General features: G+C 42.8%; 26 protein-coding genes. 16 read left to right on the top strand and 10 right to left on the bottom strand.

The window, feature by feature from the left end; genetic code table 11:
- The first annotated feature begins 213 nt into the window (after positions 1-213).
- The 4 genes from OCU46_RS03695 to OCU46_RS03710 all read left to right on the top strand — a co-directional run bounded on the left by OCU46_RS03695 (position 214) and on the right by OCU46_RS03710 (position 3,410).
- Positions 214-801, top strand: a complete 588-nt coding sequence (locus OCU46_RS03695) for a porin family protein (RefSeq protein WP_337972452.1) — start codon at positions 214-216, stop codon at positions 799-801.
- A 475-nt stretch (positions 802-1,276) separates the two neighbouring features.
- A complete protein-coding gene (locus tag OCU46_RS03700) occupies positions 1,277-1,864 on the top strand; it encodes a porin family protein (protein WP_141270912.1) in 588 nt (195 codons plus the stop codon).
- A gap of 97 nt (positions 1,865-1,961) precedes the next feature.
- Complete coding sequence (locus OCU46_RS03705) at positions 1,962-2,540, top strand: outer membrane beta-barrel protein (RefSeq protein WP_141270913.1); 579 nt, start codon at positions 1,962-1,964, stop codon at positions 2,538-2,540.
- 282 nt (positions 2,541-2,822) lie between these two features.
- On the top strand, positions 2,823-3,410 hold the full coding sequence (locus tag OCU46_RS03710; protein ID WP_141270914.1) for a porin family protein: 588 nt from the start codon (positions 2,823-2,825) through the stop codon (positions 3,408-3,410).
- Positions 3,411-4,768: 1,358 nt separating this feature from the next.
- Here the strand turns inward: OCU46_RS03710 and OCU46_RS03715 are convergent.
- The 3 genes from OCU46_RS03715 to OCU46_RS03725 form a co-directional block, all read right to left on the bottom strand.
- A complete protein-coding gene (locus OCU46_RS03715; protein WP_141270915.1) occupies positions 4,769-5,581 on the bottom strand; it encodes a hypothetical protein in 813 nt (270 codons plus the stop codon).
- Positions 5,582-5,895: 314 nt separating this feature from the next.
- Positions 5,896-6,363: a PACE efflux transporter gene (locus OCU46_RS03720; protein ID WP_141270916.1), complete on the bottom strand. Its 468-nt coding sequence runs from the start codon at positions 6,361-6,363 to the stop codon at positions 5,896-5,898.
- A 40-nt stretch (positions 6,364-6,403) separates the two neighbouring features.
- On the bottom strand, positions 6,404-6,829 hold the full coding sequence (locus tag OCU46_RS03725; protein WP_141270917.1) for a chlorhexidine efflux transporter: 426 nt from the start codon (positions 6,827-6,829) through the stop codon (positions 6,404-6,406).
- A 268-nt stretch (positions 6,830-7,097) separates the two neighbouring features.
- On the opposite strand from OCU46_RS03725, the gene OCU46_RS03730 reads away from it, so the two are divergent.
- The 3 genes from OCU46_RS03730 (at position 7,098) to OCU46_RS03740 (ending at position 9,405) form a co-directional block, all read left to right on the top strand.
- Complete coding sequence (locus OCU46_RS03730; protein ID WP_141270918.1) at positions 7,098-7,703, top strand: porin family protein; 606 nt, start codon at positions 7,098-7,100, stop codon at positions 7,701-7,703.
- A 308-nt stretch (positions 7,704-8,011) separates the two neighbouring features.
- Positions 8,012-8,581 (top strand): porin family protein, encoded by a 570-nt coding sequence (locus OCU46_RS03735; protein ID WP_141270919.1) that lies wholly within the window; start codon positions 8,012-8,014, stop codon positions 8,579-8,581.
- 260 nt (positions 8,582-8,841) lie between these two features.
- Positions 8,842-9,405 (top strand): outer membrane beta-barrel protein, encoded by a 564-nt coding sequence (locus OCU46_RS03740; RefSeq protein WP_141270920.1) that lies wholly within the window; start codon positions 8,842-8,844, stop codon positions 9,403-9,405.
- Positions 9,406-9,447: 42 nt separating this feature from the next.
- On the opposite strand, the gene OCU46_RS03745 is transcribed toward OCU46_RS03740, so the two are convergent.
- The 4 genes from OCU46_RS03745 to OCU46_RS03760 all read right to left on the bottom strand — a co-directional run bounded on the left by OCU46_RS03745 (position 9,448) and on the right by OCU46_RS03760 (position 14,024).
- Entirely contained in the window at positions 9,448-10,329 is an 882-nt protein-coding gene (locus OCU46_RS03745; RefSeq protein ID WP_141270921.1) for a LysR family transcriptional regulator, read from the bottom strand.
- A gap of 388 nt (positions 10,330-10,717) precedes the next feature.
- Positions 10,718-11,737 (bottom strand): linear amide C-N hydrolase, encoded by a 1,020-nt coding sequence (locus OCU46_RS03750; protein ID WP_141270922.1) that lies wholly within the window; start codon positions 11,735-11,737, stop codon positions 10,718-10,720.
- Between the two features lie 175 nt (positions 11,738-11,912).
- On the bottom strand, positions 11,913-12,767 hold the full coding sequence (locus tag OCU46_RS03755) for a co-chaperone YbbN (RefSeq protein ID WP_141270923.1): 855 nt from the start codon (positions 12,765-12,767) through the stop codon (positions 11,913-11,915).
- 348 nt (positions 12,768-13,115) lie between these two features.
- On the bottom strand, positions 13,116-14,024 hold the full coding sequence (locus OCU46_RS03760; RefSeq protein WP_141270924.1) for a TIGR01777 family oxidoreductase: 909 nt from the start codon (positions 14,022-14,024) through the stop codon (positions 13,116-13,118).
- 201 nt (positions 14,025-14,225) lie between these two features.
- Here OCU46_RS03760 and OCU46_RS03765 point away from each other — a divergent pair, with 201 nt between their 5' ends.
- From OCU46_RS03765 to yfcE, 5 genes are all read left to right on the top strand, one after another.
- Complete coding sequence (locus OCU46_RS03765; protein ID WP_141270925.1) at positions 14,226-14,951, top strand: DUF1538 domain-containing protein; 726 nt, start codon at positions 14,226-14,228, stop codon at positions 14,949-14,951.
- A complete protein-coding gene (locus tag OCU46_RS03770) occupies positions 14,948-15,742 on the top strand; it encodes a DUF1538 domain-containing protein (protein ID WP_141270926.1) in 795 nt (264 codons plus the stop codon). The genes OCU46_RS03765 and OCU46_RS03770 overlap by 4 nt, the downstream gene beginning before the upstream one ends.
- A complete protein-coding gene (locus OCU46_RS03775; RefSeq protein ID WP_141270927.1) occupies positions 15,732-16,082 on the top strand; it encodes a P-II family nitrogen regulator in 351 nt (116 codons plus the stop codon). Before OCU46_RS03770 ends, OCU46_RS03775 begins: the two co-directional genes overlap by 11 nt.
- Position 16,083: 1 nt before the next feature.
- Entirely contained in the window at positions 16,084-16,494 is a 411-nt protein-coding gene (locus tag OCU46_RS03780; RefSeq protein WP_141270928.1) for a CBS domain-containing protein, read from the top strand.
- 118 nt (positions 16,495-16,612) lie between these two features.
- Positions 16,613-17,158 carry a phosphodiesterase gene (yfcE, locus tag OCU46_RS03785; protein ID WP_141270929.1) on the top strand — a complete coding sequence of 182 codons (546 nt, stop codon included), beginning with the start codon at positions 16,613-16,615 and terminating at the stop codon, positions 17,156-17,158.
- Positions 17,159-17,212: 54 nt separating this feature from the next.
- On the opposite strand, the gene OCU46_RS03790 is transcribed toward yfcE, so the two are convergent.
- Positions 17,213-17,737 carry a regulatory protein ToxS gene (locus OCU46_RS03790; protein ID WP_141270930.1) on the bottom strand — a complete coding sequence of 175 codons (525 nt, stop codon included), beginning with the start codon at positions 17,735-17,737 and terminating at the stop codon, positions 17,213-17,215.
- Positions 17,737-18,582 carry a winged helix-turn-helix domain-containing protein gene (locus OCU46_RS03795; protein ID WP_141270931.1) on the bottom strand — a complete coding sequence of 282 codons (846 nt, stop codon included), beginning with the start codon at positions 18,580-18,582 and terminating at the stop codon, positions 17,737-17,739. Before OCU46_RS03795 ends, OCU46_RS03790 begins: the two co-directional genes overlap by 1 nt.
- A 256-nt stretch (positions 18,583-18,838) precedes the next feature.
- Between OCU46_RS03795 and htpG the strand changes: the two genes are divergently transcribed.
- From htpG to rfaH, 4 genes are all read left to right on the top strand, one after another.
- Complete coding sequence (gene htpG, locus OCU46_RS03800; protein ID WP_141270932.1) at positions 18,839-20,740, top strand: molecular chaperone HtpG; 1,902 nt, start codon at positions 18,839-18,841, stop codon at positions 20,738-20,740.
- A 178-nt stretch (positions 20,741-20,918) separates the two neighbouring features.
- Complete coding sequence (gene adk / locus OCU46_RS03805; RefSeq protein WP_141270933.1) at positions 20,919-21,563, top strand: adenylate kinase; 645 nt, start codon at positions 20,919-20,921, stop codon at positions 21,561-21,563.
- A gap of 84 nt (positions 21,564-21,647) precedes the next feature.
- A complete protein-coding gene (hemH, locus tag OCU46_RS03810; RefSeq protein ID WP_141270934.1) occupies positions 21,648-22,622 on the top strand; it encodes a ferrochelatase in 975 nt (324 codons plus the stop codon).
- A gap of 102 nt (positions 22,623-22,724) precedes the next feature.
- Positions 22,725-23,222, top strand: a complete 498-nt coding sequence (gene rfaH, locus OCU46_RS03815) for a transcription/translation regulatory transformer protein RfaH (RefSeq protein ID WP_141270935.1) — start codon at positions 22,725-22,727, stop codon at positions 23,220-23,222.
- Between the two features lie 65 nt (positions 23,223-23,287).
- On the opposite strand, the gene asnB is transcribed toward rfaH, so the two are convergent.
- Entirely contained in the window at positions 23,288-24,952 is a 1,665-nt protein-coding gene (gene asnB / locus OCU46_RS03820; RefSeq protein ID WP_141270936.1) for an asparagine synthase B, read from the bottom strand.
- Positions 24,953-25,063 lie beyond the last annotated feature (111 nt).

The following is a 25,063-nucleotide window of genomic DNA, read 5'->3' on the forward strand; positions in this document are numbered from 1 at the left end:
CACCTCTTATATTTAATAAAAATCAATGGGTTATCTTGCTATTTAAAGGGATTTTAGTTGTTCTTTAAATAGCCTGCATAATGTCCATCTATCGGCTTTGTTAATACTATCTATTTTCACCTATTGATTATATTTGCGTAAATTACACCTCAAGCCAAACAGGACTGGCAACGAATCAAATGGAGGTAACTAAATTTTACGAGGTAATCAAACATGAAAAAATTAATTCTAGCTTCAACTCTTGCACTAATGTCCGCGTCTTCTTTTGCAGCAGACGATCACTCAGGCTTCCGCGTCGGTGGTGGTTTTGGTACTGATATTGGTAAGTATCAATTGCGTGACAGTGTTGGTGGCGAGAAACAAGAAGCAGACCCTTCAGTAGTCCTAGAAGCTGGTTATGACTTTAACAGCATCTTTGCGATTAATGTTAAGGGGTCAGCAACAGGCCTTAAGTCTTACGAAAACAAAAAAGACAAAGGTGCTGGACTAGGTACTGCTTATGACCTAGCGGTAGAAGCAGAGGCAGGTTATACGTTTGTCACTCCTGGCGATGCTTCAATCAAACCTTATATCGCATTGGGCGCAGTAGGTTTTGATAAGGACACTAGTGCACTAATGCTAGGTGAAGATAAAGGCTCTGTACGTGCTCGCGGTGCGGCTGGTGTGCGTATGACATTGGATAACGGTGTTTACTTTGACGGTCGTATCCAAGCTACAGACGTAACGGCTAAAGGCGACAAGTTCAACGGTAAAGACGACCTACTTACTCAAGGTATGGTTACCGTTGGTTATAAGTTCTAATTCAACTTTTGCGTTGATATGAGCACTTTAATTTAGGCGATTACCTCGCCTAACCAGGGCCCCCGAAAGGGGGCTTTTTTGTATTGAGAATAAAGACATGAAAAATAGACTACTGCATCAATACTCTTGTTGATTTCCAGTTCTTCTATAGCCGGAATCTCAAGGTTTTGTCACCATAGGCTATAAATTCTAAGACTAGTAATTTAGAGTGATGAAATGTTATTTAAAACCACCCCAATAGTTGGATATCAATTATTGGGGTTTTTTATTGCCCGAATAAAATGAAATCCCCACCAACCATTAAAGATATTAGCATTCAATGTTGATTAGCTTCACAAAAATAGCCCCACCTATCGAATATGTTAATGTTAGCTATTTTCACCTACCAGCCATACTCGCGTAAATTACACCTCAAGCCAAACAGGACTGGCAACGAATCAAATGGAGGTAACTAAATTTTACGAGGTAATCAAACATGAAAAAATTAATTCTAGCTTCAACTCTTGCACTAATGTCCGCGTCTTCTTTTGCAGCAGACGATCACTCAGGCTTCCGCGTCGGTGGTGGTTTTGGTACTGATATTGGTAAGTATCAATTGAGTGACAATGTTGGTGGCGAGAAACAAGAAGCAGACCCTTCAGTAGTCCTAGAGGCTGGTTATGACTTCAACAGCATCTTTGCGATTAATGTTAAGGGGTCAGCAACAGGCCTTAAGTCTTATGAAAACAAAAAAGACAAAGGTGCTGGACTAGGTACTGCTTATGACCTAGCGGTAGAAGCAGAGGCAGGTTATACGTTTGTCACTCCTGGCGATGCTTCAATCAAACCTTATATCGCATTGGGTGCAGTAGGTTTTGATAAGGACACCAGTGCTCTAATGCTAGGTGAAGATAAAGGCTCTGTACGTGCTCGTGGCGCGGCTGGTGTGCGTATGACATTGGATAACGGTGTTTACTTTGACGGTCGTATCCAAGCAACAGACGTAACGGCTAAAGGCGACAAGTTCAACGGTAAAGACGACCTACTTACTCAAGGTATGGTTACCGTTGGTTATAAGTTCTAATTCAACTTTTTCGTTGATATGAGCACTTTAATTTAGGCGATTACCTCGCCTAACCAGGGCCCCCGAAAGGGGGCTTTTTTGTATTGAGAATAAAGACATGAAAAATAGACTATTTGCATCAATGCTTTTATTGATTTCCAGTTCTTCTATAGCGGGGATGGATCACTCAGGCTTGCGCGTTGGTGCTGGCTTAGCGTCAGACATGGGAATGTTCAAACTAGAGGACAAAGTTACAGGTTTTGATTCCGATCCTTCGGTCATTGTTGATGTTGGCTATGATTTTAATGACATCTTTGCCATTAATGTCAACGGCGCTGCAACGGGCTTCAAGTGGGATCGTGGTAAACAGAAGTCTCAGTATATAGATACCGCCTACGAGGTAGCTGTGGCTGGCGAGGTAGGCTATACCAAGGTAACCGAACGTGGGTTTACCATTAAGCCGTATGTTGCCCTAGGAGGTGTTTATTATAATAAGCAGGCGAACCTTCTTTTTACTGGTAATGATGGCGGGAGTGACGTGCGTGGCCGCGGCACAATTGGACTGAGGGTTTCGATAGATAATAAGCTCTATCTGGATGGTCGAATTCAGGCCACCAACGTAGCCTATGATGGTAAGCTTTCAGGCAAAGAAGATTTGTTAACTCAAGGTTTAGTCACCATAGGCTATAAATTCTAAGACTAGTAATTTAGAGTGATGAAATGGTATTTAAAATCACCCCAATAGTTGGATATCAATTATTGGGGTTTTTTATTGCCCAAATAAAATGAAATCCCCATCAACCATTGAAGACATGAGTATTCAATGTTGATTAGCTTCACAAAAACAGCACCACCTATCGAATATGTTAATATTAACTATTTTCATCTATCATCCATACTCGCGTAAATTACACCTCAAGCCAAACAGGACTGGCAACGAATCAAATGGAGGTAACTAAATTTTACGAGGTAATCAAACATGAAAAAATTAATTCTAGCTTCAACTCTTGCTCTAATGTCCGCGTCTTCTTTTGCAGCAGACGATCACTCAGGCTTCCGCGTCGGTGGTGGTTTTGGTACTGATATTGGTAAGTATCAATTGCGTGACAATGTTGGTGGCGAGAAACAAGAAGCAGACCCATCAGTAGTCCTAGAAGCTGGTTATGACTTTAACAGTATCTTTGCGATTAATGTTAAGGGGTCAGCAACAGGCCTTAAGTCTTACGAAAACAAAAAAGACAAAGGTGCTGGACTAGGTACAGCTTATGACCTAGCGGTAGAAGCAGAGGCAGGTTATACGTTTGTCACTCCTGGTGATGCTTCAATCAAACCTTATATCGCATTGGGTGCAGTAGGTTTTGATAAGGACACCAGTGCTCTAATGCTAGGTGAAGATAAAGGCTCTGTACGTGCTCGTGGTGCGGCTGGTGTGCGTATGACATTGGATAACGGTGTTTACTTTGACGGTCGTATCCAAGCAACAGACGTAACGGCTAAAGGCGACAAATTCAACGGTAAAGACGACTTACTTACTCAAGGTATGGTTACCGTTGGTTATAAGTTCTAATTCAACTCTTGCGTTGATATGAATATCTTAATTTAGGCGATTACCTCGCCTAACCAGGGCCCCCGAAAGGGGGCTTTTTTGTGGGCGGCGTTTCTTACCGAAATGAATTTATATATTGATAAGGCACGATAACTAGCTCAGCTACCCCTTTTCTAGACAGACCCATCTTGATTACTCTCGTTCTAAAACGTCAGACCATCGTATGACTTGCCAACAAGGCCAAACAAAATACCTGAGAAAAGTCTTACTATGTTTAAACTGACTTTGAGCGTTCTATATACAGGTTAAACACAGTACAAATAGCAACGGTAATTTGGGAGAGGGTCAAACCTCTTTGTAAACGCTGCTTGGCGAAAATGATTGAGAACAGATACTGAATTAAGAGGACTCTAGCTGATGAATGACAGACTCTACGTTATCTTCTCTGCCGGCTGATGGTTGCTAGAAGTAATAGATTATAAATCTATTAGGGGTATAAGGGACGTGAAGATAGGGGCAACCTCTAGGTATGTTACCAAAGGGATATCTGTACATCGATATAGAGGTGTGTCTATGTCTAAGGATATTTAATATTGGTAGTACAAGGCAGATTGAAGAGCGATGCTATAAAGCTATCCAAAAAAGGGGGTAAGACGGATGCCAATAGGCATTAGCTAGAAGCTTACAGAATGCCTACATGGGGGCTTGTCTCTGGATAGTGATAAGCGTCGAAATGAAATTGAACGGGCAGTGAACGGCTATTTAATTACTGGTTGGGATAGCCATATTGGTGCCAACTTATTCTAGGACGAGACAGGGTTACCATCCTCATTTACCATAGCAGATGGATACTCCTTTGATGTTTCTTCTCCTAAACTGCACTTCGAAACTAAGGTGACCCCCTTAGTAGAACTGCGCGGTAAACTGCAAAATTCGGTTTTGTTTATGAAGCAGATTGGGCGTGAAGATACACATAATTTAAGTTCGAGAATGATCTATAGCAATAGTCATGATGGAACTGCTACAACAGATTACTTCGTGGGCAATGCTTCCAAAATTTCTTTGTCAAGATGCAATAGAAAACGGTGAACTTGAGCATTTTTATGTTAATCCTACAGAATTGACCCGATCTAACCGGTGGTCGACAGAAATTAGTTGGCTCTCTGTAAACCAACTAATGCTGCGATGGACTTTATTATTGATGAGTTGGCTAAACTGCCAGATCGATAGATTATATATAATAATCGTTCCAGTAGTTTTCTCTCACGATCTTATCAGATGATCATGGCAATAAATAACCGGTTGATATAAATATTAACAACCAGAAGTGCTATATAAAAGAGTAGTAAATGTAATCTATTAAACTGTTAATTATAATGTTAGAAAGTATATTGCAGTGATAGCATTGGGCCACTAAAGTCTACACCTACATTAGCATTTAGCAGTGAATCACCATATTCTGCACCTATCTCATAATGATTATATGAGGCATTAAAAATCAATGAATCTGTTATTTGGTAATACGCACCAAAATTAAAGTCCATTAAGTGGCCATCAAATAATCGAGTTGATAGCATAAATGCTTCCAGGTGAGATGTAAGTCCTAGATTTTGAGTAAGTTGATAGCTTCCCCGTATACCCACATTTGGCATTGGAGCAAGGGTGTTTTTCTTCCCTTTAGTGTTAAAACTCAGCCAATCTTGGCCACCTTCATTAATATTGGCGCTGATGCCACCTTGCCCCGATATTTGCATTAGGTGTAGGCCCAACATTGCGTCTAGATTAAAGTTATCTGTAGATATGATGCGATGAGCATAACCAATACGAGCGATATCTATATCTAGATTTATGTCTAACGTAGCGTTCGCCTTAAACTCACTACCGAGAATGTTAATTGGATCACTGGATATGGTGGAGCGGGCGTGACGATGTAATGAGCGCCAGTCTGCATAGACACTATTACCACTATCAAAGTTATATTCAATCTTCACATAAGGCGAGAGGTTTTTTTCCGCTAAATCTAGGTGACTTTCGGCATCGAGTTTCATTTTGGCACCAAGGATTGGAACACCGAGCGATGCAGTACTGTTAGCAGAGTTGTACACGCCACCGAGGGTAACTGAAAGGTCGCCAGCATGGACGCTGCTTGTGAGTATACTTGCTGTGATTAACCATAGTTGGAGCTTTTTCATCTTTGCTTACTACCGTTCAATTTACTGAGTGTGCGCTTTAGCCTTTGGCTATATGCGAGTTTGTAAGTAAATATTACAGCGAGGATGCCGATAGTTGAAATTAGTAAGTATCGATAATGTCGATAAATAAAAAGGAGAGAAAAAGAAGAGAAGATCGAGTGGCTTTAGTATCAGTAGAGAGTATTCAGTTCTAGTACAGTTAGTTGACATTTTGTTTAGTCTAACTCGTTTAGACTGGTTAGAGGGCCGAATTATAGAGGGTTGTTGAAGGGTGAAACGAAGCGCTAAGTTAAGCGCCTCGTTCTAGGTGAGAGTTAATTTACGGTACATATCGGTTGAAATGGAGTGGTGTTGATTGGAAATAGGCGGTCATAAACAAGGTTAAATACAGCCGAGTAAAACAAAGCATAAATGACGAAGCCGATATCAGCGATAAAAGCTTCAATGAAGGTCAAATTTAAGCTCAACGCAAGTACTGGAACTGTGACCGAAATTAATCCAAGTTCAAATAAAATTGCATGCATAATCCTTTGCTTTGAAGTTTTTTTACAGTGTCCTTGTTTATTATTAAGGTGTCGATCAAATAAGAAGTTAAATAACATGTTCCATGCCATTGCAAGTAATGACATCGCCATAGCAAGAATACCTACATGATGGCTGGCACCTTGGATAAATATCATGCCAATTGGTATTAAAGTAGCAATTAACCCAACTTCAAAAAAGATAGTGTGACGAATTCTGTCCAAGAAAGAGCGATTGGTTTTAATATTGTTAGTACTCATAATATATCTCTCATCTAATCGTTAATAATTTTAAATTGACCTAGCAAAATTTATCGTAAAGAGCATTAGTAAAATAGGTGTAAGAAAATACAAGAGCGCTAAACCATAAGTCAGCGGACATGACCTGCCAGAATGAAGAGTCGAGCATAGAAAAGAATATAGGCGCTGAAATAACAAGTAGTCCTACTTGGAACAATAGTGCATATACAAAACGACACTTAACTGTTTTTTCTAAACTACGTCGCCATTTCCATAGATAGGTATCGAAACCAAAGCTGTAGGCTGCATTCCAAACGATGGCGGCTGTTATGAGTAGCAGTATTTTGCCACTGACTAGGTTGATGTCTGCGAAATCGTCAATGAACACTGGTGCCACTAATAGCAAGATCCCACCTTCTAAAGTAAGAGCTCGCAGCAGTCTGCTTTTTAGTGGACGTATTGGTTGAGTGTAGGTTTGTTGGTTCATGACTTTCTCCTCATTGATGGCGTTATTATCTAGTGCTAGATGAAATAGGTACAATGATTAAGTATCGATTTTTCGGATAGGTCGGGCGCTCTTATAAAGGAAGTACGGTTTCCTACTATTCAGAGTTGTCTTGAAAATCTTATATATCGAAATTATCGATGGTATTTATTTTCATCTATTTGACGTGTTTGCGTAAATTTCGCCTCAAGCCAAACGGATTGGCGGGGAACTACATGGAGGTATTTGTAGTTTTATGAGGCAATCAAACATGAAAAAAATACTTTTAGCGTCAACGCTTGTTCTACTATCTGCACCTTCTTTCGCTGGCAGCGACAGTTCAGGCTTCCGTGTTGGTGGTGGTTTTGGTATGGACTTTGGCAATCATCAGCTTAGAGAATCTAGACGCGGTCCTTCTGTTGAAGCCGATCCAACCGTCGTCCTTGAGGCTGGTTATGACTTTAACGATATCTTTGCTATCAATGTTAAAGGGTCTGCTACTGGCAATAAAATTTATGGGAACTCGAGAAGAGACAGAGGTAAATCATACAATCTAGGCACTACTTATGACCTAGCTGTAGAGGCTGAAGCGGGTTACACATTTAAGCTTGATCGTTCTACTTCAATCAAGCCATACCTAGCAGTAGGTGCGGTGGGTTACGATAAAGATACGACCGAATTTTTTCAATTTGAAGATGGTAAAGACAAGAACGCAATTAAGGCGCGCGGTGCACTGGGTGTTCGTATGACGTTAGGCAATGGTGTTTATGTTGATGGTCGAGTTCAAGCAACGGACTTTTCACCGAAAAGCGGTGATTTTAACGCAAAAGATGACCTGTTAACTCAAGGTCTTTTAACTGTGGGCTACAAGTTTTAACTCAATCATTGAGCCGTTACAAACATTCATTGTTAGGCGATTCTCTTGATTAATCAGTGCCCCGAAAGGGGGCTTTCTTGTTTTTGCAGTAAATATATATGTTCGACTCGACGAAGAAGTACTAGTGCGGACAAATCCGTTAAGAGCTAAATAATTATGAGTAAGGCACTCCTTATATACCCACCTATCTAGATTTTGCATGGGATCTATTTTCATTTTTTTGCATTGCTTACGTAAATTACAGCGCTAGCCAACGGGACTGGCGCTTATTCAGATGGAGGCTTTTAAACTATTTACTAGGCAATTCAATGAAAAAATTATTCTTAGCGTCCACTCTAGCAATTGTGTCCGCATCCTCTTTTGCTTCGGCCGATGACCAATCTGGTTTTCGTATCGGTGGTGGTTTTGGTACCGATGTGGGTAAATACCAACTGAGCGAAGGCAACGTGTCTTCTGATCCAGTATTCATTTTAGAAGCCGGTTATGATTTCAATGAAATCTTTGCCTTAAATGTGAAGGGCAATATGACTAGCTATACAGATTATGGTGATAACCCCAAAAATTACCGTCCAACCTGGGATCTTACCGTCGAAGGTGAGGCTGGCTATACTTTTACCATGGATAACGGTGTATCAATTAAGCCTTATGCGGCTTTAGGTGCAGTGGCTTTTGATTCTACAACAAGCTCGGATTTGCTTGAGAGTGGCAGGAATGCAGTGCGAACACGCGGAGCGCTAGGTGCACGCATGACGCTGGATAGTGGTTTGTACTTTGACGGGCGCATTCAAGCAACAGACATATCGGTCAAGGGCGCTAAATTTGAAGGTAAAGATGATCTTCTTACACAAGCTATGCTTACAGTAGGTTATAAATTTTAAAAATAGTGGGCTAATCGGTAAAACTGAGCGCTCATGAGACAGGCCTCCTTTGTGGAGGCTTTTTTTATGTCTGGGAATCAGTATGCCTAACAAGCTATGAATTGCTTAGTGGTGGGAGTGCACTCGACATAGTGACCTATCGGTGTGGAGGATAGATGTTAATTTAAAGGATTGTGAGTACAAGGGTAAATTACCGACCTAAATCAAACAGGATTGTTCGTGAGAAAACGGAGTTCATATAGATTCACGAGGTATGTATCATGAAAAAATGTATTCTAGCTTCAGCTTTAATCCTTGCATCTTCTACTGTGGTTTCCGCTGATTATCTTGGTTTGCGTGTTGGTGGTGGTTTGGGTACGGGAAACTATTTGCTACAGGATACGGGAACTCCGGAAACCAGTATCAGTACAGATCCCTCCGTTGTTCTAGAAGTTGGGTACGATTTCAATGATATATTTGCCTTCAATGTTAAAGGAGCAGGTGCCAATTTAAAATCTAATCCAACTCAGGATAAGGGTACTATCTATGAGTTAGCTCTTGAAGCTGAGGTTGGCTACACCTTTTTGTTTGACGACGATACCTTAATTAAGCCCTACGTTGCCGCAGGTGTTGTCACATTTGATAAAGAGACAAGTAAGATGCTAGGCGAGAACAGCTACGCCGAAACTGCTCGCGGTGCGATAGGGGTTAGAACGATATTGGATAGCGGTATCTATTTCGATGGGCGTATTCAATCTACAGACTTTACCGAAAAAGGGAAAAGTTTATCTAGCAAACTAGACCTGTTGACTGAAGGCCGTATTACGGTTGGGTATCGCTTCTAAGGAGACTTTATCTTATTAAAAAGTGAAGGTTGAGTATAAAATCTATAACTCAATAAACTGTTCTACAAACCAACTCCCAGCAGGCCCCAGTGATGGAGACCAGGCTATTTCTATTGGCCATCTTGTTTGGTTGTCATCAAAATCCATTCTTAGTTCAACTATAGCATTGCTCTCTAAAAGTGGTTTAGAGAGCTGCTCTGGTAAAAGACAAAATCCAGCCCCTTGCAGCAGCAACGATCGTAACTGATAGAATCGTGAACAGTGAATCAGATTGGTGCTAAAGCGTAATGATTCCACGAGATCAGCATCAGCAAACCCTCCAACCTGAGGGATGAGTTGCACGTGTGTAAGAAGATCATGTCTTGAAAGCTCAGCTCGTTTTTGTGCCAGAGGATGTGATGGAATAACAACGAATCGCCAATTAATTTGCTCGATAAATTGTGATTCGTAACCAACACGATGGTGAAGTTTTGCTGGTGCGATGATGATGTCTGCACCATTAGGATCATTAGGCGCCAAGCCATGTATATCTTCCACATCCATCATATTAATTTTTAGCTCGGGGTATTGTGTTGATAATTCTCCGATAGCTTTTGCGTGAGTGGGGGATAAGGTAAAGCCATAGGTGGCAATATTTAACTTTTCTTCTATGCCAGCTTGATATGCTTTCGCTCGTTTTTCCATTGCTTGAAGTCGTGGAGCCACTTCTAGGGCTTGTATATAAAGCGCTTTTCCAACATCGGTTAACTTGGGTGCTTTCCCTGCGGTACGTTGAAACACAGAGATACCTAAGTCAATCTCCATGTTTTGTATTACTTGCGTTACGGCTGAGGCTGTGACATTTAAGCTGCGAGCTGCGGCAGAAAAAGAGCCATGTTCTACTATCGCGACTAGATATGTCAGCCGTTCAGGTGTAATCAGCATTGAATCCCTTATTTAACCAATCCTTTGTGTATAAGGTTATTTTAGTTCGCAGCCATATGAATACAATCGCAACTTGCTGCGGCAGGTCTCTTGCTTACATGTTTATTTAAGCTCAACTAGATTGATAGCAACCTTCGGTTCTATAAATAATTCAAAGTTGAAGTTGAATCTAGAGGGAGGGCGTAATGCTATTTTTGACAAAGTGGGTGGTTAGATTAACTATATAGATTCGACAAAAGGGGAGAGTGCCTGCTCTTTGTTGAGAAGATCATTTCTATTTGTCTAATGACGGGCGATAGAACAAGAAAAAAGGTGGCAATAAGGCCACCTTTAGGATTTGTTTGTTACTGATTTCACGATAAGCATTTCGTGAGTAGGCAATGTTTCATTATTTATTCTTTGGATGAATACCTAACATCGTAGTTTCGGGCTTGTTCAAATCGAACATAGAGAAGTCATAGGTTTCAGCTTCCCAAGTGTCGTAGCGGTCTAACGTCCACTCACCAGCATTTCGATCCGTATGTACTGTCCACAAAGTAGGAAATACGTTCGGGTTTTCTAGAGAATGATCTAGCTGTTCATATCCCGCGAATGTGCTGTGTGCTACAGCTTTCATCGCATTTTTTGCCGCTGTGTTGTCAGTTACGTTGCGAGCGTACATATCAGATAGAATCTCTTTTGCACGTAGGCGACGATCAATCGGGTGGATAGAACCGTCTGATTTTTTGCCATTTGCCGTAAATTCTAGGTGCACCGAAAATTCAGGGTTATTAGTCAGCGCATTCGCTTCGTTGCCACGGTATACCTTCAATTCACCTTTGACGAATTCGACGATAGCAACATCACCGGTTTTGTCTGCAAATTGGTAGTGTACTGGTGCTTGAGAACAGTGCCCATTGCTGTTTGGAAGGTTACAAATTTCAGCATCAACGATATCTACCTTTGAACCTTCAATGGCATCTAATACTTCAGCCACAGTAGCAAAGTTGTCCGAAGCCCAGTTAGGAACCTCAAGAGCTGAGACATCGGGGGTGTCTGCGGTCCCCTCAGGAAATGCAGTGTAATCACGACCTAAATATAGAATGCGAGCTTCTAAACCTGCTTCGTTCATCGCTTCTGCGACCACTCCATTACCCAGTGCTGTTGTTGATTCAAGAAATGAGTCTATTTTCAATGTTGCGTATTTTGAAGTACCCGCTTCAGGGTTTTGCGTTGCAGCGTATACCACTTTAGCGCCTTTACCTGTACCGATAACAGCGGCCTCGTCATGACCAAACCAATCCATAGATCGAGAAGTGAGGGAAGCATTGCCATTGTTGTAGACTGCGGTTGTGCAAGCTGCAGCTGTACCAACAATTGCAGTGGTTGCGGTAGTCGCTAATAGTAGTGCTAGGATAGATTTTTTCATTTTAATTACTCTTTGTTGCGTCAGAAAGTGAGTGAATATTACGCTGACACAGGGAATGAGAGTAATTAACAGCTGTAAGTTTAACTTACAGGTTGGGAGTGTTAAACATAAAGACCACCGGGTTATATGGTGGTCTTTATGTAGTTAAGTAGAAATACCTTAAGGCATTTCTAGTCTAGTAAAGAATTGAATAAAGCTGACGTCGGTATTGTTTGGCGGTCGTATTCTCTTGACCTAGTGCAGATAGTACATCCATAAAGGTCTTACGCATTTCACCGTCTAGTGCGCCGAGGTCTTTGGAGATAAAGGACCAAAGCAGTTCAAGGGCTTCATCGCTACGGTTTACTTCATGGTATTGCAGCGCTAATTCATTGGCGATTTTTGCATTTTGCGCATCACTTGCTAATTGCGCTTCTAGCGCTTGGATTTCTGGGCTATTGGCTGCTTGTGCATGCAGTTCTAATTTCGCCATTAGTCCCTTGTAATAGTTATCTTGATATTCCAAAGGAATGTGGGCTAGCACGGCTTCAGCTTCACTAAATTGTCCAGTAGCAAGCAGGCAATCGGCTTTGGCTAACTTTACTTCGCCTTTGTTTTGCAACTCTTCTGGCAAAGAGGTGAACAACACTAATGCTTCAGAGTATTTCTGCTCTGACATCAAGCTCAAAGCTTTTTGTAGGTTGAGTTCATCTTGGCTTGGAAGGTGCTTTTGTAGCATAGCCTCAATGGCTTGAATTGGCTGCGGCCCACCTAACCCATCAATGGCTTGGCCCTGACTAAACAGAGCAATAGTCGGTAGTGCCTGAATGCCAAATTGCCCAGCAATTTGTTGCTCTTGCTCGCAATTGAGCAAAGCTAGGGTGAATGCCCCTGCGTATTGTTGAGCGAGTTGCTGGATTTGAGGAACAAGATCAGCGCTTTCCTGACTCATCGGTGCCCAAAAGTAAACCACAACGGGTGTGTTCATTGAGCCTTCCAAGATTTGTTGGAAGTTTTGTTGGTTCATTTCGACGATGAATTCTGATTGCATGTATGTGTCCCTAGACTAATGATGAGTATGCATAACAATATCTTATAGATTGGGTTACTTTAGGCAATCTCAAGGTGTTCGTTTATGAAAACCAAAAAACTCAGGCCATTCTCGCTAATCTCATTCATTAACGGAGTGAACCTGAGTTTCTGTAGGCTTGGTTAGTGTAAGGGTTAAAATAGCACTAAAACAAGAACCACAACCCCTACGCTTAACCAGTTGAGTTTGTTTAAAGACATGCTGTCCTCTGAAACGTAAACACGATTAATCGTAACAGGTTGTATTTTGCACACCTTATATTACAAATTTATGGCGAAATGGCGATTTCGTAAAAATATTTGTAAAAAGTTAGTGTGACAGAATTTGCGACAGGGCCGGTTGAACCCTTGAGTAATTGAAAGTGAAGCCCATTTCAGTAAGTCGCTTTGGCTTGGCTTTGACACTGTCAAACAATAAACAACTGGATTCACCTAACGCCAATTGCATGGCAAATTTAGGTGTAAATAAGAAGTGGGGTCTTGAAAGCGTCTTGGCTAACGTTTGACTAAATTCTTTGTTGGTGACAGGGTGTGGTGCCACCATATTGAAAACACCAGAGCAGATGTGAGTGTCGAGTAGAAACTGAATTGCTCTCACCATATCTTGAATATGAATCCACGGCATATATTGCTGACCTGCGCCCAATGGGCCACCTAATCCAAGCTTATAAGGCAGCAGCATCTTTTCTAGTGCGCCCCCGTTTTTACCCAAAACGATTCCTGTTCGAAGTAGCACGACCCTGGTCTGCTCACTGTGGGCTTGATTGGCAATATCTTCCCACTCCTGACATACGTAGTGTGGAAAACCATTGGGCTTGTAAGGCGTTTCTTCGTCAACGCGAATTTGATTTTGATCCCCGTAAATACCGACAGCAGAGCCACTGATAAACACCTTAGGCGGATTTGATGACTTTTTGATGAGTTCGACGATTTGTCGGGTGATATTCCAACGACTGTCACAGATGCGCTTCTTTTGTGCGTCAGACCAACGCTTATTTACAATGGGCTCTCCAGCCAGATTTATCACAGCATCGAAGTCAGAAAGGTCTTGCAGGTGCTCAAGAGACTGCACAAAGTGTAAGCAATTGGGGTTTACATGCTTCAATTGCTCTGCAGCGTTGCCACTGTCACGAGTCAAGATAGTCATTTGATGAGGGATGAGTTGCTTGACCAATGCGCGACCAATAAACCCCGTACCACCAGTAATCAATATGTGCATACCTGCTCCAAGTAGAGTCATTGCGAGACAATATTATCAACTTTATGTGCCTATCCAGCGTAAAGCTGAAAGAGCCTATAATTATAGACGTTACATTTCGAGCCTCACGTCACACCTAGGCCACGGATAATTGACCATAGTTAATCTATAAGACTAACACACGGTTTAACTTCTTTAATACGTAAGGAATAACAGAAGCAGATGAATGCCTTCCTACGATCTTTCATCGACAGTGCAAAAGATCTGACGCCCATCGTTTTGGTGGTGGCATTTTTTCAGCTAATTATTCTGCAGCAACCCCTCCCGCATTTCTTCACTATTTTATTTGGTATGTTGCTGGTGGTACTCGGGCTCACTTTATTTGTACTAGGGCTCAATATGGGGCTGTTTCCCATCGGGGAGTCGATGGCTCAGGCGTTTGCACGCAAGGGTAGTGTGGCGTGGCTGATATTCTTTTCTTTTTGTCTTGGTTTTGGCACAACCATCGCTGAACCTGCGCTCACTGCTGTGGCAATGGAGGCCGCAGAGGTCGCAGCGAAAGAGGGGGTGATCGCGCTTGACCATGAAAGTATGGAAGATTACACCTTTCATCTTAGGTTGACCGTTGCGCTGTCGGTTGGTTGTGCCTTGGTGTTAGGGGTGTATCGAATTCTCAAGGGCTGGCCAATCCATATCTTAATCATTAGTGGTTACTTGGTAGTGGTTTCCCTGACCTTTTTTGCCCCGCAAAGCATCATTGGAATTGCTTATGATTCTGGTGGTGTGACTACCTCGACAATAACAGTTCCATTAGTTACCGCATTAGGCGTTGGATTGGCTTCTTCTATTAAGGGCCGAAATCCAATGGTTGATGGCTTTGGGCTGATTGCATTTGCTTCGTTGATGCCGATGATCTTCGTACTCTTGTATGGAATGTGGCTGTCATGATTACTCTATCTCATACCGTTGAAGTGTTTGCCTCCACGGTCATGGATGTCTTTCCTATTGGCGTGATCTTGTTTGGCTTTCAGGTGGCGGTTCTGCGCAGACCCATTCGAAATTTACCTTCAGTATTGCTTGGCTTCGTATTAGTGATTGTTGGATTGGCGCTGTTTTTGATTGGATTAGAAGCTGCGCTATTTCCATTAGGGGAAACCATGGCCATGCAGTTGACCATGCCAGAGTTCCTAAAAGAGATGCGCTTGTCTGAGTCTGGGTTACTGCATTGGTTTGATTATTACTGGGTGTATCTGTTTGCTTTTTGTATCGGTTTTAGTACCACCATAGCCGAGCCATCGTTGATAGCGGTGGCCATTAAAGCAAATCAGGTATCAGGCGGTAGTATTAAGGTGAATGGACTGCGCTTGGCGGTAGCGTTAGGTGTCGCGATTGGCATTACATTAGGGTGTTATCGCATCGTTGCTGGCGATCCTATTCACTATTACATCATAGTGGGTTATCTGATTGTTATCGTGCAAACCTACTTCTCTCCAGCAATGATCATTCCCCTTGCCTATGACAGTGGAGGAGTGACGACATCCACCGTTACAGTGCCCATAGTAACGGCGCTAGGTTTAGGGCTTGCCTCGACCGTGCCAGGCCGAAGTCCACTAATTGATGGTTTTGGTCTCATCGCCTTTGCCAGTCTATTCCCAATTATTACCGTAATGGGTTATGCGCAGATTACACGCTGGTTGAACCAGCGCCATCCTATTAAGGAGGATTCCAATGCGATTTAAATTGATACTAGCTTTTGTAGAGGATGTTCGAACGGATGCTGTGCTTGATGCCGCAAGGTCTGCTGGCGCAACCGGTGCAACCGTGATCAGTAACGCTCGAGGTGAAGGATTGAATCAAAAGCGTACCTTTTTAGGTCTGACGCTAGAGGTTCAAAAGGATGTATTGTTATTTGTGGTCGAAGAGCACTTGTCGCGCCGTATCTTAGAGAAAATCAGCGATATTGGCGAATTCGACCAAGAATCAGGACAGGGTATCGCAGTACAGATTGATGTAGAGGATGCCGTTGGAGTCGCCCATCAGGTTGAGACTCTAACCAAGATAGTAGAGAGGGAACTATGATATGAAGAGTCATACCAGTCGCAGAGTAAAAGATGTCATGTCAGCAACTTATGCCATTGTTGATGGCTTAATGACGGTTCAGGAGGCAATCGGTATCGCTCGTGAAAACGAGGTTAAAGCACTGATCGTGAATAAACGCCATGACGATGATGAATATGGTTTGGTGTTGATGAATGACATTGCCAAGAAAGTGTTGGCTCAGAACCGTTCACCCGCTCGAACCAATGTGTATGAGATAATGAGTAAACCTGCGTTGTGCGTATCGCCAGATATGAACGTGAAATACTGCGCACGATTGTTTGAACGATTTGGTATTAGTCGGGCCCCGGTTGTTTTAGATGGTAATGTGCTTGGTATGGTGAGCTATAACAATATTGTTGTGAAAGGGATGGTGTTAGATTCTGAATTATAACCAGTCGGCAATAAGAGTGGAGTAACAGCTGTTTACCAACTTCAGACGCTACCCTCTGGAGAAAAACAGAGGGCATTGTTACACTCTCGGCAAACGTAAGACGATAGAGTAATTCAATATGAAACTGTTTTTTGCTTCTGATTTGCATGGCTGCCTAGCCTCAACTAAAAAAGCTGTCGAAGCTTATCAAGCCTCTGGTGCGAAGCACTTTATCTTGCTTGGCGATATCCTAAACCATGGGCCAAGAAATCCAGTGCCAGAAGCCTATGCTCCAGCGCAGGTAGCGGAACTTCTAAATGAATACAAAGACGACATTATTTCGGTAAGAGGTAACTGCGATAGTGAAGTGGACCAGATGCTACTGGATTTCCCTGTACTGAGTGATTTTGCCATTGTGTTACTAGAAAGCGGCAAGCGATTATTCTTAACTCATGGTCACTTGTACAATCAAGATAGATTGCCACCACTTAAAGCGGGTGATGTATTAGCCCATGGGCATACGCATCTACCTGTCGCTGCATCGATGGGAGACTACGTCTTGTTTAACCCAGGCTCTGTAACCCTGCCTAAAGGCGGTAATGTAGCAAGCTACGGGCTACTTGAAGATAATAAACTGAGTGTTGTCAGTTTTGATGGAAATGTGTTGGCAGAAACGCAGATTTAAACGATAGCGAATAGAAATAAAAAAGGAGGCTTAGCCTCCTTTTTCTATTTTAACTTACAGTGATGGAGTCGATACCAATACTCGAGAGCCGTGCCCTAGGCTGGTCAACAAGATTGAATTGTCATCGATGATATCCACACGTCGGCTTTGCTGAGCATCGGTGATGAACAGTTGCTTGATCACTCTAAGCTGAGATTCAGTGAAGTCCTTGCTATCGATAGCAGAAGAATCTTTAAACTCTTTTGGATCGATAAGCAGATAGTTGTCACTCAATTGCCATACGCCGGATTCCGTAATGTTCATGGTGAATGACACCACATCGACGTCGTTGAACAACTGAATACGTGATGCGCGGATATAGTCACCATTAGGTAGGTATTTCACATTAGACATAATGTGAACCTTATTAAGAGGACCAATGCTATCGTCAGCTAGATCAGAATAAACAAACGTATCAAGGTTTGTTTGCCACTCACGAGAGGTCAACACTTGTTCGATCTTGACATCACTACCCCAGTACAACCAACCACTGAATACGACAGAGATCACTAATAGAATTGATGCTACACGTTGGTTCATTACTTACGGCCTCCGGTTGCGCAGATCTTGGCAAGATCTTGTTGTTTGCCAACAAGGCGGACAGTGCTATTTTCAGAGGTAAACTGTGGACCATGAATGTAGCTTAAATACAGTTGTTCAGATTGGCTTGCCGTTGCAATGACTTCAACAGGGTCAGACTCATCTGTGTAAGCTGTCATGTAATGGTCTACACAGCTTTCGATGCTCTCCATCCAGTTAGTCAAGTCAGGATGTCCCTCGGTTGTTTTAACCGGTACATCGTTGACTACCGTGACAGCACGGAAGGTAGATGGTGAAGAATTAGGTATCATCAGCGCAATAATAGGCAATAAAATCGCTACTAGCAGTAGAATTCGGGTGTTTGTGTCCCAATTTGTCCAGAACGCTTGTTTCTTAGCGTTTTGCTCCAATTTAGATTCTTTTAGCTGCGACGTTGTGATCGAAGCAAGAGCGGGCTCTGCTGCTGGAGTTGCAACTTTTTCCTCTGTTTGAGGAGTAGGGGTTTCGCGCTCAACAGACGAGATCAATTGATAGCCACGCTTCGGCACAGTCTTTACAAACTGTGGGGATTTGGTGGAGTCTTTTAGCATTTTTCTAAGAGTAGAAATTGCCTGAGTTAGACTAGAATCATCAACTTGAAAACCTTGATCTCTCCAAACAAATTCATGCAGTTGGTCACGAGTAACCACTTCATTTGGATGTTCGCAAAGTAGGGTGAGGATTCGACTTTCATTACTACCAAGTCGCACTAAACTATCGTCATCTGATTGATCGACAAGTGAGTTGCTATTTGGATCAAAAATATACTTTTGGGCTAGTACGTATTTAATACCGATTTTACTCATTTAGATCTTCTTTGATTTCCGCTGACACACGCTTCCATAACCCATCACACTCATTCCATATGCAGTGTGAGATATATCGCCTTTTAGAGCGAATAACCGCCATAGCATAATAAAATTTTATCTAAAAAACAGTTTTTTTATAGTAATTGACCTTGAATTTGCACTTCTCACCCTTATTTCATGCTTCATGAGTACAAGCACCAACAAATATGAGCCTTGGTGCAGTTATGAGTAAACATAAAAGTATGGAGTCAAAATGAGCGAGACTGTGTCAGCTAACAAAGAAACTCGAGGTTTTCAATCAGAGGTAAAGCAACTGCTGCACCTTATGATTCACTCACTGTATTCAAACAAAGAAATTTTCTTACGTGAGCTTATTTCTAACGCGTCAGATGCGTCAGATAAGCTGCGCTTCCAAGCACTCTCTCAGCCTGATCTATACCAAGGCGATGCTGAGCTAGGTGTGAAGCTTTCTTTCGACGAGAAGAGCAACACTCTTACCGTATCGGACAACGGTATCGGTATGAGCCGTGATGATGTGATTGAGCACCTAGGCACAATCGCTAAGTCAGGCACAGCTGAGTTCTTCTCTAAGCTTTCTGAAGACCAATCAAAAGACTCACAGCTTATTGGTCAATTTGGTGTAGGTTTTTATTCTGCCTTTATCGTTGCAGACGCAGTGACTGTGCGCACACGTGCTGCAGGCCTATCGGCTGACCACGGCGTACAGTGGCACTCAGCGGGTGAAGGCGACTACACCATTGAAGACATTACCAAAGAAAGCCGCGGTACTGACATCATTCTTCACATGCGTGACGAAGGTAAAGAGTTCTTATCTGAATGGCGTCTGCGTGATGTGATCAGCAAGTACTCTGACCATATTGGCATTCCTGTTTCTATTCTTACCAAGGTAACGGATGAAGAAGGCAAAGAAACAGACGAAACCAAGTGGGAGCAAATCAACAAGGCTCAAGCCCTGTGGACTCGTGCAAAATCTGACATCAATGATGAAGAATACCAAGAGTTCTACAAGCACGTTTCTCACGACTTTGCGGATCCATTGCTTTGGAGTCATAACAAGGTAGAAGGTAAGAACGATTACACTAGCCTGTTATACGTTCCTTCAAAAGCACCTTGGGACATGATGAACCGTGACCATAAGAGCGGCCTTAAGCTGTATGTTCAGCGTGTATTCATCATGGATGACGCAGAGCAGTTCATGCCTTCGTACCTGCGCTTTGTTAAAGGCTTGATTGACTCAAACGATCTACCACTTAACGTGTCACGTGAAATCCTACAAGACAACAAAGTGACTCAGTCACTGCGTAATGCTTGTACTAAGCGCGTGCTTACTATGCTAGAGAAATTGGCGAAAAAAGACGACGAGAAGTACCTATCTTTCTGGAAGGAATTTGGCCTAGTGCTAAAAGAAGGCCCTGCAGAAGATATGTCTAACAAAGAGAAGATCGCAGGTCTATTGCGTTTTGCTTCTACAGAAGTGGACAGCAACGAGCAGTCGGTTAGCTTAGCAAGCTATGTTGAGCGTATGAAAGAAGGTCAAGACAAGATCTACTTCCTTACCGCTGATAGCTATGCCGCAGCTAAAAACAGCCCACACCTTGAGCAATTTAAAGCGAAAGGCATTGAGGTTGTATTAATGTTTGATCGCATTGATGAGTGGCTAATGAACTACCTAACAGAGTTCGATGGCAAACAATTCCAATCAATCACTAAAGCTGGCCTAGATCTTAGCAAGTTTGAGGACGAGCAAGAGAAAGAGAAGCAGAAAGAGACGGAAGAAGAGTTCAAGTCTGTGGTTGAGCGCACGACCGAGTATCTTGGTGATCGCGTGAAAGAGGTTCGAACTACCTTCAAGCTAGCGAGCACCCCAGCGGTAGTCGTTACCGATGATATGGAAATGGGTACGCAAATGGCGAAGCTTCTTGAAGCTGCAGGTCAGGCTGCTCCTGAGGTGAAGTACATCTTAGAGCTAAACCCAGAACACGACTTGGTTAAACAGATGGCTGATACCGCTGATGAGATTGCTTTTGGTCGTTATGTTGAACTTCTGCTTGGCCAAGCGATGCTTGCAGAGCGTGGTTCTCTAGAAGATCCAAGTCAGTTCCTAAGCGCGGTAAACCAATTGTTGATTAAATAGTCAATCTCACGGATTAGTCGCAAAGCTGAACATTGAGCCCAGAATTATGATAGTATTCTGGGCTTAATCATTACTAAAAGTATAGTTATACCGAAACTTACAACAAAATCAGTGGCTTACTGTTTGTTGTTAGTTTGTGAGCTTCGGTATAAAAGAAGAACATTAAAGAGGAAAAACAATGCGCATCATTCTTTTAGGTGCTCCTGGTGCAGGTAAAGGCACTCAGGCTCAGTTCATCATGGAAAAATACGGTATCCCACAAATTTCTACTGGTGACATGCTACGTGCTGCTATCAAGGCGGGCACTGAGTTAGGCAAAAAAGCTAAAGATGTAATTGATGCAGGCCAATTGGTTTCTGATGATATCATTCTAGGTCTTATCAAAGAGCGTATTGCACAAGACGATTGTGAAAAAGGTTTCCTACTAGACGGTTTCCCACGCACTATTCCTCAGGCTGATGGCCTTAAAGAAATGGGTATCGATGTTGATTACGTTATCGAATTTGACGTAGCTGACGACGTGATTGTTGAGCGTATGGCTGGTCGTCGTGCTCACCTTCCATCAGGTCGTACATACCACGTTGTATTTAACCCGCCTAAAGAGGAAGGTAAAGACGACGTAACAGGTGAAGCGCTTGTTGTTCGTGATGACGACAAAGAAGAGACTGTACGTGCTCGCCTAGGTGTATACCACACTCAGACTGCTCCGCTAGTTCAGTACTACGGCAAAGAAGCAGAAGCTGGTAACACTAAGTACCTTAAGTTTGATGGTACTAAGCAAGTTGCAGAAGTAAGCTCTGACATCGAAAAAGCGTTATCTTAATCATTGCTTATTGCTAAGCGAATTTAGATACTAGAAGGACGACCTATTGGTCGTCCTTTTTTATTGCTTATATGTCAGGACGTTATGGAAAACCAATCTAAAACAGGGGTGTTATTAGTTAATCTAGGAACCCCGGATGAAGCAACCCCTAAAGCCGTTAAACGATTCTTAAGTCAGTTTTTGCACGATAAGCGTGTAGTGGATATGACGCGCTGGTTGTGGTGCCCGTTGCTACACGGCGCAATACTGCCTATTCGCGCTCCTAAGGTAGCAAAACTCTATCAAGGCGTATGGATGAGTGAAGGCTCTCCCCTGATGGTATTCTCGCGCAGGCAAGCAAGTAAACTAAAACAAAGCCTCAATGTTCCTGTTGAGCTAGGGATGACCTATGGTAATCCAAGCTTATTATCTGGCGTGCAGTCGTTACTGGAGCAAGGTGTTGAAAAAGTCATAGTGCTGCCGCTTTATCCACAATACTCTGCAACCACAACAGCAGCTGTTGTTGATGGTCTGGGTAAAGCCTTCAAACAAATGACGGTAGTGCCTTCCTTTGAGGTGATCGGTGACTATCACGATCATCCACTCTATATTCAGGCTTTGGCTGATTCGGTTAGAGACACTTGGCGTGATCGTGGAGAGAGTGAGTATCTGCTTTGCTCTTATCACGGCATTCCAAAACGTTACGCTGATAATGGTGATGTCTACCCGCAACATTGCGAGAAGACCACTGAGTTATTAGCGAAAGAACTCGGGCTAGGCTCAGATCGAATAGGCATGACTTACCAGTCGCGCTTTGGTCGCGAAGAATGGCTACAGCCGTACACCGATAAAACTCTAGAGAAGTTGCCTAATCAAGGAATTAAGAAACTAGATATTATGGCGCCTGCTTTTTCTGTTGATTGCCTTGAAACACTGGAAGAACTCTCGGAAGAGTGCTGTGATATTTATAAAGAAGCCGGTGGTGAAAGCTTTAATTACATACCTTGTCTCAATGATAGCGACAAGCATATAGAGTTAATGGCGAGTCTAGTTAATGCCCGTTTATTGAATGGTGAGTGAGCACTCACGCTCGGTCGGATTTCATGTTAGAAAGTGAACTGCTAGAATACCAGCGTTAAGAATTGGCGCAGAGCCTAATAAAAGAATAAAAAGGTATTAGCCATGAAACGTTGGTATTTATTGTATTGTAAGCGTGGTGATCAAGAGCGGGCACAAATGCACCTTGAAAATCAAGGTGTTGAGGTTTATTACCCAAAGCTCACGGTTGAGAAATTGGTACGAGGTAAGCGTCAGAAGAAGTCTGAGCCCCTGTTTCCAAGCTATATGTTTGTGCGATTTGATTTCGAGGTTGGGCCTTCGTTTACCACGGTACGCTCGACGCGCGGTGTGTCTGACTTTATCCGTAACGGAGCTTATCCTACAGAAGTGCAGGGTGATTTAGTTTATTCGCTCAAGCAGCTTGAAGGAATCCAAGAAGTGGTTCAGTCTGATTCTCATCAAAAGGGCGATCAGGTTGTTATTAAGTCAGGACAGTTTGCTGGTGTTGATGCGATTTATCATGAGGCGGATGGCGATAAACGCTCTATTTTGTTGATTACAATGATCAATAAAAAAGTAGAGGTTCAAATCGATAATCAGCATATTGAAGCTAAAAGCTAGTTAGCATTAGGTTTAAATAGGAAAAGGGCGCTAAATAGCGCCCTTTTTTATAGCTTGCAGAGAGGTTAGTACGCCTCGTTGTGAACGGCTTTAACTGCTCGGCCTGAAGGATCAGCGTTGTTTTTAAACGACTCATCCCACTCAATCGCTTTTGCTGAAGAACAGGCTACAGAAGGGCCACCTGGAACACATTCTGCTGCGGAAGGCAGTGGGAATAGTTCTTCAAAGATCTCGCGATATACATAACCTTCTTTAGTTGTAGGCGTATTGTATGGGAAGCGGAACTTAGCGGTTTCCATTTGTTGGTCTGTGATCTTAGCTTCTGCAACTTCACGTAAGGTATCAATCCAGCTGTAGCCAACACCATCAGAGAACTGCTCTTTCTGGCGCCAAGCAATAGCTTCAGGAAGGTAGTGTTCAAAACACTCACGCAGGATGTGTTTTTCCATCTTACCGTTGCCACACATTTTGTCTGCTGGGTTTAGACGCATTGCCACATCAATAAACTCTTTGTCTAGGAAAGGTACGCGACCTTCTACGCCCCAAGCGGCTAATGATTTGTTAGCACGTGCACAGTCAAACATGTTAAGAGCCAGTAGCTTACGTACCGTTTCTTCGTGGAACTCTTGTGCGTTTGGCGCTTTGTGGAAGTACAGGTAACCACCAAAGATTTCATCAGCGCCTTCACCAGAAAGCACCATCTTAATGCCCATCGCTTTGATTTTACGACCCATTAAGAACATCGGAGTTGATGCACGGATAGTGGTTACATCGTAAGTTTCGATGTGGTAGATAACATCACGAATCGCATCTAAGCCTTCTTGGATGGTGTAAGTCATCTCATGGTGAACGGTACCGATTTGATCGGCTACTTCACGAGCCGCTTTTAGATCCGGTGCACCCTCAAGGCCTACAGCAAATGAGTGTAGCTGTGGCCACCATGCTTCTGACTGGCCGTCGTCTTCAACACGCATTGCGGCAAAGCGTTTAGCAACAGCTGAAGTAATCGATGAATCTAAACCGCCAGAAAGCAGCACGCCGTATGGCACGTCTGTCATCAACTGACGTTTAACTGCAGCTTCTAGAGCTTCAGTTAGGTCTTCTTTGCTGGTGGAGTTACCTTGTACTGCAGCATACTCGTTCCAGTCACGGATATAGTAGCGTGTTGGAGCAAGCGCGCCTGATTCTAGGTAGCAACCCGGAGGGAATTCGCTGACCGTTTTGCACACTGGCACTAGCGCCTTCATTTCTGAAGCAACGTAGAAGTTACCGTGCTCATCATGGCCTTGGTACAGTGGAATGATACCAATATGGTCACGACCAATGAGATAGGTTTCTTTTTCTTCATCATAAAGAACAAAAGCAAAGATACCGTTGAGTTCTTCAAGGAGATCGGCACCCATGTCTTGGTAAAGAGCTAAAATTACTTCACAGTCTGAATCTGTTTGAAATTCGTACTTTCCTTCGTAACGCGCTCGGATTTCTTTATGGTTGTAGATTTCACCATTTACCGCCAGTACCAACTTTTTGTCAGGGCTATATAGAGGCTGAGCACCACTATTTAGACCAACAATAGCTAAACGCTCGTGCGCTAAAATTGCTTTTTCTGATGAGTAAATACCAGACCAATCAGGTCCACGGTGACGAAGTTTCTTCGACATCTCTAACGCCACTGGGCGAAGTTTCTCTGCATCACTTTTTATGTCGAGGATACCAAATACCGAACACATATCTCTTCCTTACAAATTCATTTCCGTATGTGTTCAATTTGCCACTGTTGCTAAAAAAAGCAACCCACTAATCAACATTTAGATAATCAAAGAGTGACTAATGTTGATTTT

Origin of the sequence: Vibrio comitans, from assembly GCA_024346835.1 — a bacterium.
Taxonomy (GTDB): domain Bacteria; phylum Pseudomonadota; class Gammaproteobacteria; order Enterobacterales; family Vibrionaceae; genus Vibrio; species Vibrio comitans.

Excerpts from the sequence above, each read along its gene's own strand:
- asnB (WP_141270936.1), bottom strand. The coding sequence starts at position 24,952 with ATGTGTTCGGTATTTGGTATCCTCGACATAAAAAGTGATGCAGAGAAA.
- OCU46_RS03700 (WP_141270912.1), top strand. The coding sequence starts at position 1,277 with ATGAAAAAATTAATTCTAGCTTCAACTCTTGCACTAATGTCCGCGTCT.
- adk (WP_141270933.1), top strand. The coding sequence starts at position 20,919 with ATGCGCATCATTCTTTTAGGTGCTCCTGGTGCAGGTAAAGGCACTCAG.
- yfcE (WP_141270929.1), top strand. The coding sequence starts at position 16,613 with ATGAAACTGTTTTTTGCTTCTGATTTGCATGGCTGCCTAGCCTCAACT.
- OCU46_RS03755 (WP_141270923.1), bottom strand. The coding sequence starts at position 12,767 with ATGCAATCAGAATTCATCGTCGAAATGAACCAACAAAACTTCCAACAA.
- OCU46_RS03770 (WP_141270926.1), top strand. The coding sequence starts at position 14,948 with ATGATTACTCTATCTCATACCGTTGAAGTGTTTGCCTCCACGGTCATG.
- OCU46_RS03735 (WP_141270919.1), top strand. The coding sequence starts at position 8,012 with ATGAAAAAATTATTCTTAGCGTCCACTCTAGCAATTGTGTCCGCATCC.
- OCU46_RS03775 (WP_141270927.1), top strand. The coding sequence starts at position 15,732 with ATGCGATTTAAATTGATACTAGCTTTTGTAGAGGATGTTCGAACGGAT.
- OCU46_RS03705 (WP_141270913.1), top strand. The coding sequence starts at position 1,962 with ATGAAAAATAGACTATTTGCATCAATGCTTTTATTGATTTCCAGTTCT.
- OCU46_RS03780 (WP_141270928.1), top strand. The coding sequence starts at position 16,084 with ATGAAGAGTCATACCAGTCGCAGAGTAAAAGATGTCATGTCAGCAACT.
- OCU46_RS03765 (WP_141270925.1), top strand. The coding sequence starts at position 14,226 with ATGAATGCCTTCCTACGATCTTTCATCGACAGTGCAAAAGATCTGACG.
- OCU46_RS03795 (WP_141270931.1), bottom strand. The coding sequence starts at position 18,582 with ATGAGTAAAATCGGTATTAAATACGTACTAGCCCAAAAGTATATTTTT.
- OCU46_RS03790 (WP_141270930.1), bottom strand. The coding sequence starts at position 17,737 with ATGAACCAACGTGTAGCATCAATTCTATTAGTGATCTCTGTCGTATTC.
- rfaH (WP_141270935.1), top strand. The coding sequence starts at position 22,725 with ATGAAACGTTGGTATTTATTGTATTGTAAGCGTGGTGATCAAGAGCGG.
- OCU46_RS03760 (WP_141270924.1), bottom strand. The coding sequence starts at position 14,024 with ATGCACATATTGATTACTGGTGGTACGGGGTTTATTGGTCGCGCATTG.
- OCU46_RS03725 (WP_141270917.1), bottom strand. The coding sequence starts at position 6,829 with ATGAACCAACAAACCTACACTCAACCAATACGTCCACTAAAAAGCAGA.
- htpG (WP_141270932.1), top strand. The coding sequence starts at position 18,839 with ATGAGCGAGACTGTGTCAGCTAACAAAGAAACTCGAGGTTTTCAATCA.
- hemH (WP_141270934.1), top strand. The coding sequence starts at position 21,648 with ATGGAAAACCAATCTAAAACAGGGGTGTTATTAGTTAATCTAGGAACC.
- OCU46_RS03745 (WP_141270921.1), bottom strand. The coding sequence starts at position 10,329 with ATGCTGATTACACCTGAACGGCTGACATATCTAGTCGCGATAGTAGAA.
- OCU46_RS03695 (WP_337972452.1), top strand. The coding sequence starts at position 214 with ATGAAAAAATTAATTCTAGCTTCAACTCTTGCACTAATGTCCGCGTCT.
- OCU46_RS03750 (WP_141270922.1), bottom strand. The coding sequence starts at position 11,737 with ATGAAAAAATCTATCCTAGCACTACTATTAGCGACTACCGCAACCACT.
- OCU46_RS03730 (WP_141270918.1), top strand. The coding sequence starts at position 7,098 with ATGAAAAAAATACTTTTAGCGTCAACGCTTGTTCTACTATCTGCACCT.
- OCU46_RS03710 (WP_141270914.1), top strand. The coding sequence starts at position 2,823 with ATGAAAAAATTAATTCTAGCTTCAACTCTTGCTCTAATGTCCGCGTCT.
- OCU46_RS03740 (WP_141270920.1), top strand. The coding sequence starts at position 8,842 with ATGAAAAAATGTATTCTAGCTTCAGCTTTAATCCTTGCATCTTCTACT.
- OCU46_RS03715 (WP_141270915.1), bottom strand. The coding sequence starts at position 5,581 with ATGAAAAAGCTCCAACTATGGTTAATCACAGCAAGTATACTCACAAGC.
- OCU46_RS03720 (WP_141270916.1), bottom strand. The coding sequence starts at position 6,363 with ATGAGTACTAACAATATTAAAACCAATCGCTCTTTCTTGGACAGAATT.